The 7,204-nt window shown below is 69.7% G+C and carries 6 protein-coding genes; 3 read left to right on the top strand and 3 right to left on the bottom strand.

Going from position 1 to position 7,204, the window contains the following annotated elements; all coding sequences use genetic code 11:
• Nucleotides 1-191: 191 nt before the first annotated feature.
• Together ABT130_RS46430 and ABT130_RS46425 are read right to left on the bottom strand one after the other, a co-directional pair.
• Nucleotides 192-980 carry a hypothetical protein gene (locus ABT130_RS46430; protein WP_350966325.1) on the bottom strand — a complete coding sequence of 263 codons (789 nt, stop codon included), beginning with the start codon at nt 978-980 and terminating at the stop codon, nt 192-194.
• A gap of 21 nt (nt 981-1,001) precedes the next feature.
• Nucleotides 1,002-2,144 (bottom strand): branched-chain amino acid ABC transporter substrate-binding protein, encoded by a 1,143-nt coding sequence (locus ABT130_RS46425; RefSeq protein ID WP_350966324.1) that lies wholly within the window; start codon nt 2,142-2,144, stop codon nt 1,002-1,004.
• A 344-nt stretch (nt 2,145-2,488) separates the two neighbouring features.
• Between ABT130_RS46425 and ABT130_RS46420 the strand changes: the two genes are divergently transcribed.
• A complete protein-coding gene (locus ABT130_RS46420) occupies nt 2,489-3,157 on the top strand; it encodes a response regulator transcription factor (protein WP_350966323.1) in 669 nt (222 codons plus the stop codon).
• On the top strand, nt 3,154-4,488 hold the full coding sequence (locus ABT130_RS46415) for a sensor histidine kinase (protein WP_350966322.1): 1,335 nt from the start codon (nt 3,154-3,156) through the stop codon (nt 4,486-4,488). Before ABT130_RS46420 ends, ABT130_RS46415 begins: the two co-directional genes overlap by 4 nt.
• A gap of 30 nt (nt 4,489-4,518) precedes the next feature.
• Here the strand turns inward: ABT130_RS46415 and ABT130_RS46410 are convergent, their stop codons facing one another.
• Complete coding sequence (locus ABT130_RS46410) at nt 4,519-5,028, bottom strand: hypothetical protein (RefSeq protein ID WP_350920613.1); 510 nt, start codon at nt 5,026-5,028, stop codon at nt 4,519-4,521.
• Between the two features lie 758 nt (nt 5,029-5,786).
• On the opposite strand from ABT130_RS46410, the gene ABT130_RS46405 reads away from it, so the two are divergent.
• Complete coding sequence (locus tag ABT130_RS46405) at nt 5,787-7,139, top strand: ABC transporter substrate-binding protein (RefSeq protein ID WP_350920616.1); 1,353 nt, start codon at nt 5,787-5,789, stop codon at nt 7,137-7,139.
• Nucleotides 7,140-7,204 lie beyond the last annotated feature (65 nt).

Here is a 7,204-nt window from a genome sequence, read left to right as displayed (position 1 = left end):
AGCCGTTTCGTGCCCACCCTCGGGCGTGTCTGCTCCCACGGATTCCAGAGCGGCAGGCTGAGGAAGCACCCGCCGGTGGGTCTGCGATCTCGTGTCCAACGTAGCCATCAAAACGCACCTCCTTGAGCTGACGGCCAGGGCTGGTCAACGCGGGGCTTCAAAGCGCATTACCGCGCCTCAAGCCCCCTCCTTCAGGAGGGGGTCGTTGACGGCCAGAGCCCGACGCCGGTACCGGCGGCACCGGCGGGACGGCCACCGCGCACCCACATGGTCGCCGCGCCTCCCGCTCCCGCTTCCGCGAGCAGCCAGTGCACCTCACTCCGATGGTAGAGGGCTACCGCCGGGGCGCCCTGGACATTGTCCACGATCGGGGTGAGGCCGAGACACCTGGCGGCGGCTGCCATCATCTCGGCCATCGTGGACGTGCCGGTGCGCAGGTAGACCATGTTGTGGCTGGGACCGAGCCCGGCGACGAGAATGCCCATGCGCCACAGGGCGACGGCCGCGTCGGCGTCGGTGGCGGTGCCCGGGACGCTCGGGTCGAACTGCCGCCGGGCGTCGCGCCACGCGTTGGTCAACGCCCGCAGGACCCTACGGTGTAGCGTTCTGGGCACCTCGACGCGCATGACCGGCGACCGCTTGAAGCCGGTGTCGCCGGCGTCGGCCTGGGTGACGATGGCCCAGGCCAGCCCTGACAGCAGCCGGGCGATCCGTGCCGCCACCGCCCCGCTGCGCGTCTCCACGACGGGAAGATGACGCGACGCTGTGGCGTGTGTCCCCCCGCCGGTGTTCCCGGGTCCGGCGGAGCGCAGATGTTGCCAGGCGAGCGCCGCCTCCAGCATGCCGTACCCGCCGATCGGAGCCTCCGCGAGGGCGCGGTGGACGGTGCCGCTCGCGCAGTCGAGGCGTCCGGCGGACGGTGACCTCGGGGGCGACGCGGTCGGGCCGGGGATTCGATAGGCGATCGGGGGGCTTGTCATGATTTCTGATCTCCTGTGCGGTCAGTTTCCGGGGATCGGCCTGTCGTCGGCGACGATCCGGCCGCCGCGGACGCGATAGGCCCACACCGTGACCGAGGAGCCGGCAAGCTCGCCGTCGCCGTTGAATCGGATCTTCGTAGTGATACCGGCGCCGGAGTAGCCGTCGACAAACTCCTCCATGTCAGAGCGTCGTGTCCGGCCGGCGTCGATGCCCCGCAGGAAGACGGTGGCGGCATCGTAGGCCTCCGCACTGTAGGTGCCCGGGTCGTGGTCGAAACGGATCCGGTAGCGCCGGGCGAACCCGGGATCCTTCTCCGGCGGCCGGCACGGGCAGGTGAGAACCGCGCCCTCGGCGGCCTCGGCCCCCGCCGTGCGGACGAACCCGTCGTCCTTGACCGCGTCGCCCGAGACGAAGACGGCGCTCACGCCCGCGTCGCGCAGCTCGCGCAGGAGCCGGCCGGCCTGGGTGTAGTAACCGCCGAAGAAGACCACGTCGGGGGCGGCCGATTCGACCTCGGAGACCGCGCCGCGGAAGTCGACCAGATTCGGCTGAACCGAGGCGCTCTGCACCACCAGCGAGCCGAGCTCCTTCGTGACCAGCTCGCTGAGGCCGCGCCCGTAGGGGCTCATGTCGTCGATGACGAACACCTTCCGCGCGAGCAGCCTCTCCCTGATGTACCGGCCGACCGCCGGTCCCTGCGCGGCGTCGCTGCCCAGGATGCGATGGAAGGTCGATCGCCCGCGGCTGAGGCCGGGGTCGGTGGCCGCCGGGGTGATGGTGCTGACCACGCCCTGGTTCAGGATCGGGTTGGCGGCCTGCGACTCGCCGGAGAACGCCGGCCCGACGACACCGATGATCGCGGGGTCGGCGACGACCTGCTGAGCGAGTTCGGGCGCCTGCTTCGGATCCCCCTGGGTGTCGAAGTCGACGAGCCCGACGGGGCAGGCCGGATTCCGGGCGTTGTGCTGTTCGACGGCGAGCAGCGCGCCTTCGCGCATGTTGCGCCCGAGGTTCATGGACTCGCCGGTGAGTGGCCCGAAGAAGGCGATGCGCAGGCCGCAGCGCCCCTGATCCGGGACGCGCCCCCCGATGTCGGCGCACCCCGGCACGGCCGCCAGCAGCGCCGCCGCGGCGAAGGCGGCCAACCGGCGGGCGCTGCGCATCGATCGCCTCCAGGCGCTTAGGCCGTCCAGCCGCCGCCTGGCGGATGCCACAGCGTACGGGAGCGTCCCACACCGCGGGCGCCCGACATGAATTCTGCGATGATGATCATGAGGATTCGATGAAGATCCGGTGAAGGGGGAGAAGTACCACGGAAACGGGAACCGATCCGATCTCCGGAGGAGAGATTCGTCAGGAGCCTTCATGCGAGTTCCGCGATGCCCTGTGATCACACGTGGTGAGCGCTCGGACGCCCCCGGCCCGCTCCGCACGCGGCTGGTTGAACTCTCCTGACAGGTCGCCACCCTCGTCTTGAACTCCCCCGGCGGATCGCTACCCTCGTCCCATGCGTGTGATCGTCGTCGAGGATGATCCCGACGTGCGGGGTGCCGTCGTCTCCGGGCTGCGTTCGGCCGGCTTCGCCGTCGACGAGGCGGCCAACTGGAGCCAGGCCGACCTCAGCATGAGCGTCAACGACTACGACTGCCTGATCCTCGACCGGATGCTCCCGGAAGGCGACTCGGCCGACGAGCTCCACCGGCGCCGTCAGGCCGACATGGCCATACCAGCGATCATGCTGACCGCGCTCGACGACATCAGCGACCGGGTGGCAGGCCTGGAGGCCGGCGCCGACGACTATCTGACCAAGCCGTTCTCCACCGACGAACTGGTCTTGCGGGTGCGCGCCCTGTGCCGGCGCCGCACCACGATGGTCCCGCCGGTCCTGCGCGTCGGCGACGTCACGCTCGACGTGGCCCGCCGGGAGGTCCGCCGCGCCGGGGTGCTGCAAACCCTCACGCCCAAGGAGTTCGCGGTCCTTGAGATCCTGATGACCCACCAACCGGCTGTCGTCACCCGTACCGAGCTCATCGAGCACTGCTGGGACGAGCGGGCCGACCCGGCGTCCAATGTGGTGGACGTCGTCGTCAACCAGCTGAGACGCAAGCTCGGTGAGCCTGCCGTGATCTTCACGATGCGGGGTACCGGTTACCGGGCCGGGCCCGTGCGGCTGTGAACCCGCTACGTCTCCGCGGCCCCGATCCCGGCGGCAGGGGTCAGAAGGGGACGCAGCCGACACATCTGCAGACGACCGGGCGCCTCAACGGGCTTCGGGTCCGCCTGGCCCTGCTGCTGACAGCCCTCAATGTGATGGGTCTGGCCGGTATGGGAACCGTCGCGATGGTCGTCGACCAGCAGCAGCGCGACGGTCTCGTCCGGGCGGAGCTGGAGCGCACCGCCCGGACCGCGAAAGCCCTGCTGTACTACGAGTCCGGCGCGCTGCGGCTGGACCGCCTCTTCGCCGATCCGGCGTCGAAGGGCCCGACCGCGGTGCACGTGTACGAAGGTACCCGCACCGACGTCCGCCTCGTCTTCGCGTATCCGTCGAGCCTGCCGGTGATCGCGCCAGAGGTTCTGCGCGGCCTCGCCCGGCCCGTCTGGCAGGGGCGCGGCGAACTCGCCGCGACCGTCACCAGCGTGGGGCGTCGTTCACGGTTGCTCGCGGTCCCGTTCTCGCACGCCGTCACCGGAGCGGTGTCGGGCACCATCGTGGTCGCAGTCGATCTTGAGCCCGTTCAGCGGGCCCATCGGCGGCTGGGGTGGATCCTGTTCACCGGAGGAGCGGTGTTCACACTCCTGGCCGGCTTCGGCGGGCATCTGCTGGCCCGGCGGGGCACCCAGCCGGCTGTCGAGGCGCTGGGCCAGCAGGAGCGGTTCGTCGCCGACGCGGCGCATGAGCTGCGCACCCCTCTGACGGTCATCCGGGCACTGTCGGAGGCCGCGATCAAGGATCCCGGCCGGCAGTCTCAGGCGTTGCAACAGGTTTTGCGCTCCACCGAACGGCTTGCCGACTCGGTTGAGGCGCTGCTCATGCGGGCGCGTCTCGTCGCCGGGCTGAGAGAGCTCCAGCGGCAGCCGTTCCGCCTCGACCAGCTGGCCGAAGAGGTGGTGACCGAGACCGTGCAGCCGCCGCACACGGCGGCGGTGTCGGTCTCGCCCACGGTGGCGAGCGGTGACCCGACCCTGGTCCGCATCGCCATCCGCAATCTGGTCCACAACGCCGTCCGGCATGGCCGGACCGGTGCCGAACCCGCGACGATCACCCTCGTCGTCACCGCCGGCACGGTTGTGATCAAGGATGCCGGTCCGGGTCCCGGTCCGGGTCCGGACGGCCGACCGGCGCAGCGTTTCCGGAGCGACGCGGCGGACGGCACCGGCCTGGGTCTGACCATCGCACAATGGGTGGCGGAGCTGCACGGTGGGGCACTGCGGCTTCACCCGGCGCCCGGAGGGGGCACTGCTGCGATCATGACCCTGCCCGACGAGCCGCCGCCTGACAGGCGATGACGCTCGCCGCGGTGCCGTGGCGAGGCAGCGTCAGGGAGTGGAGCGGCCGGCTCTGGCTCCGGCGGGTGAGATGGCGAACCAGCCGTTTCGGCCATGCCCGCCGGTGTCGCCGGGCATGCGATCACCGCTGTAACCGTACAGCGGCCACCCCGAGAGGGTGAGCTGCTCGGTGCCGTCGGGCCTGACGACCCTGCCGATCTTTCCCCGGTCTATGCCGACGATCCGCAGCCTCCCGATGTCGCTGACCGGCATCGGGCGCCAGATCTCGGCGCACTCGCCGACGCAGGCCGAACGTGACGGGCTCGCGTCGTCGGCGTCACTGCGGTAGAGGACGTATCCCTGGACGTCGATGACGATGAGGCCGCCGAGCCGCTGCGAGTTGACAGCGAACAGGCCGGGGCCGGGCGCGGCGCTGGGGTCCGACACTCTGGTCAGCTCCGTGTCGGGCCGGAGCGCTCCGCCGTCAGCGGCGCAGCCCGCCACCATCAGGGCGGCGACGGGTCCCGCCAGGAGCGCCGCCCACCGTGAACGTCGACTCATGGGCACAGTTTGCCTGGACAGCCCGCCGGATGCCTCCCCGCCGGGGGTACTCGATGAGATCTTCCTTGTCGGAGACCTTTCGGCGACCGACGACTCGCTTACCCGGCCGTTTCGCCGCCTGGAGTGGGGGACAGTCACACGGCTCCCTCGCGGGAGGTGTCACCGAACGCCGGACACGGTGATCCGGGCGAGGACGACACCATCAACGATCATGGTTGGCCTGACGACCCGACCGGCCACGGTCGGATCTCGGTGAGCAACGATGCCGGAGGGCCGGGGGATGGAAGCCCCCTCGCGCGTCCACCCGCCACCATGTCTCTCGATCGCGAACGTGCGGCACGCATCGAGTGTGGCATCTCAGGCATGTTTCAACGTATTGGATAAGCCTAACGGGTTTCACCGAACACCGGGCCGGGGCGGAGTCCCTCGCCGGAGATCGGCGGGCTGCCCGCCGCTCCCCGGCGAGCCTCCGCACGGACACGAAATGCCCCGACTGTATGTCCGTGAGATGGGAGCGCTCCCAATCGCCCCAATGAGATGTATGTACCCACTTCATGCTGATAGTCCCACCCAAAACAGTCGGATGTAACGGTTGAGTTTCGGCATATTGACGTCCTGGTTGCCCATCGTCCACTCTTCGTGGGAGCGCTCCCAAAGCACATTGAGGAACTACCGCACCGCGAGGCCGTGTTTGTCGGGGACCGGCCCCCGGTGTCACCTCCCAATGATTCGGGCGACCACCTGAGAGGGGTCCGGAAATGTTGAACAACAAGCGGCACGGCAAGCTCGCCGCCGTAGCGGTCATGGCGGCCACCGCCCTGGCCATCACCTCGTGCGGTTCCAGCGAGCCCGCCAAGCCCGCCGCGGGCGACGGCGGCGCCTCCGCCGCGGCCGAGCCGGTGACCATCACCGTGCACACCTTCGGCGGTGGCGAGAACTTCGGCTACGACAAGGCCGTGGAGACCTGGAACGCGGCACACCCGAACATCCAGGTCAAGTACCAGAACCTGACCGACCGGTTCGAGGACGTCTACCTCCCGCAGCTGCTCCAGCGCCTGCAGGCCGGCAGCGGCGCGGCCGACATCATCGCCCTGGACGAGGGCGCGATGGGCCTCATGAAGGCCCGCCCGCAGTTCTTCACCGACCTGGCCGAGTACGGGCTGGAGAGCCGCAAGGCCGACTTCCCCGCGGCCAAGTGGGACAACGGCATCAACGCCGACAACAAGCTCTTCGCTCTCGGCACCGACATCGGCGGCATGACCATGTGCTACCGCAAGGACCTGTTCGAGAAGGCGGGCCTGCCCACCGAGCGCGACGAGGTCGGCAAGCTCTGGCCGGACTGGAGCGCCTTCAAGGCGATCGGCGAGAAGTTCAAGGCCGCCAACCCCGGCAAGGGCGACCCCAAGTTCCTCGACGGCCCGAACACGCTCTACAACGTGATCCTGTCGCAGGAGGCGCCGAAGAACGGCAACGTCGCCTACTTCGACAAGAGCAACCAGCTCGTCATCGAGAGCAACCCCGCCATCAAGACCTCCTTCGACACGGTGAAGGACTTCAGCGAGGCGGGCCTGACCGCCAAGCTCGCCTCCTTCACCCCGCCGTGGAACGCCGCCATCAAGAAGGGCGGCTTCGCGACCATGGGCTGCCCGGCCTGGATGCTCGGTGTGGTCTCCGGCGCGGCCGGTGACGACAACAAGGGCAAGTGGGACGTCGCGTCCGTGCCCGGCGGTGCGGGCAACTGGGGCGGCTCCTACCTCGCGGTTCCCAAGCAGAGCAAGCACCCCAAGGAGGCCGCCGAGGTCCTGAACTACCTCACCGGCAAGGAGGGCCACGTCATGGCCTTCCAGGAGGCGGCGGCCTTCCCGAGCTCCATCCCGGCGCAGCAGGACCCGGCGGTCGCCGACCTGAAGAACCCGTTCTTCAACGACGCGCCGACCGGCCAGATCTTCGGCGCGTCGGTCAAGGACCTGCTTCCCGTCTTCCTCGGCGAGAAGCACGCCCAGGTCAAGACCGCGGTGGAGAAGGTCCTCGAGGGCATGGACCAGGGTTCGGTCCCCTACGACCAGGCCTGGACCAAGTTCATCGAGGCCGGCGTCAAGGCAGCGGGCTGATCCCCCTACCGACCCGCACCGGCCCGGCGGCGGTGATCCCGCCGCCGGGCCGGGCGCCAGCCCCC

This window comes from Streptosporangium sp. NPDC001681, assembly GCF_040298085.1.
GTDB lineage: Bacteria > Actinomycetota > Actinomycetes > Streptosporangiales > Streptosporangiaceae > Streptosporangium.
This window is presented reverse-complemented; position numbering and strand designations above follow the sequence as displayed.

Excerpts from the sequence above, each read along its gene's own strand:
- ABT130_RS46430 (WP_350966325.1), bottom strand. The coding sequence starts at position 980 with ATGACAAGCCCCCCGATCGCCTATCGAATCCCCGGCCCGACCGCGTCG.
- ABT130_RS46425 (WP_350966324.1), bottom strand. The coding sequence starts at position 2,144 with ATGCGCAGCGCCCGCCGGTTGGCCGCCTTCGCCGCGGCGGCGCTGCTG.
- ABT130_RS46420 (WP_350966323.1), top strand. The coding sequence starts at position 2,489 with ATGCGTGTGATCGTCGTCGAGGATGATCCCGACGTGCGGGGTGCCGTC.
- ABT130_RS46410 (WP_350920613.1), bottom strand. The coding sequence starts at position 5,028 with ATGAGTCGACGTTCACGGTGGGCGGCGCTCCTGGCGGGACCCGTCGCC.
- ABT130_RS46405 (WP_350920616.1), top strand. The coding sequence starts at position 5,787 with ATGTTGAACAACAAGCGGCACGGCAAGCTCGCCGCCGTAGCGGTCATG.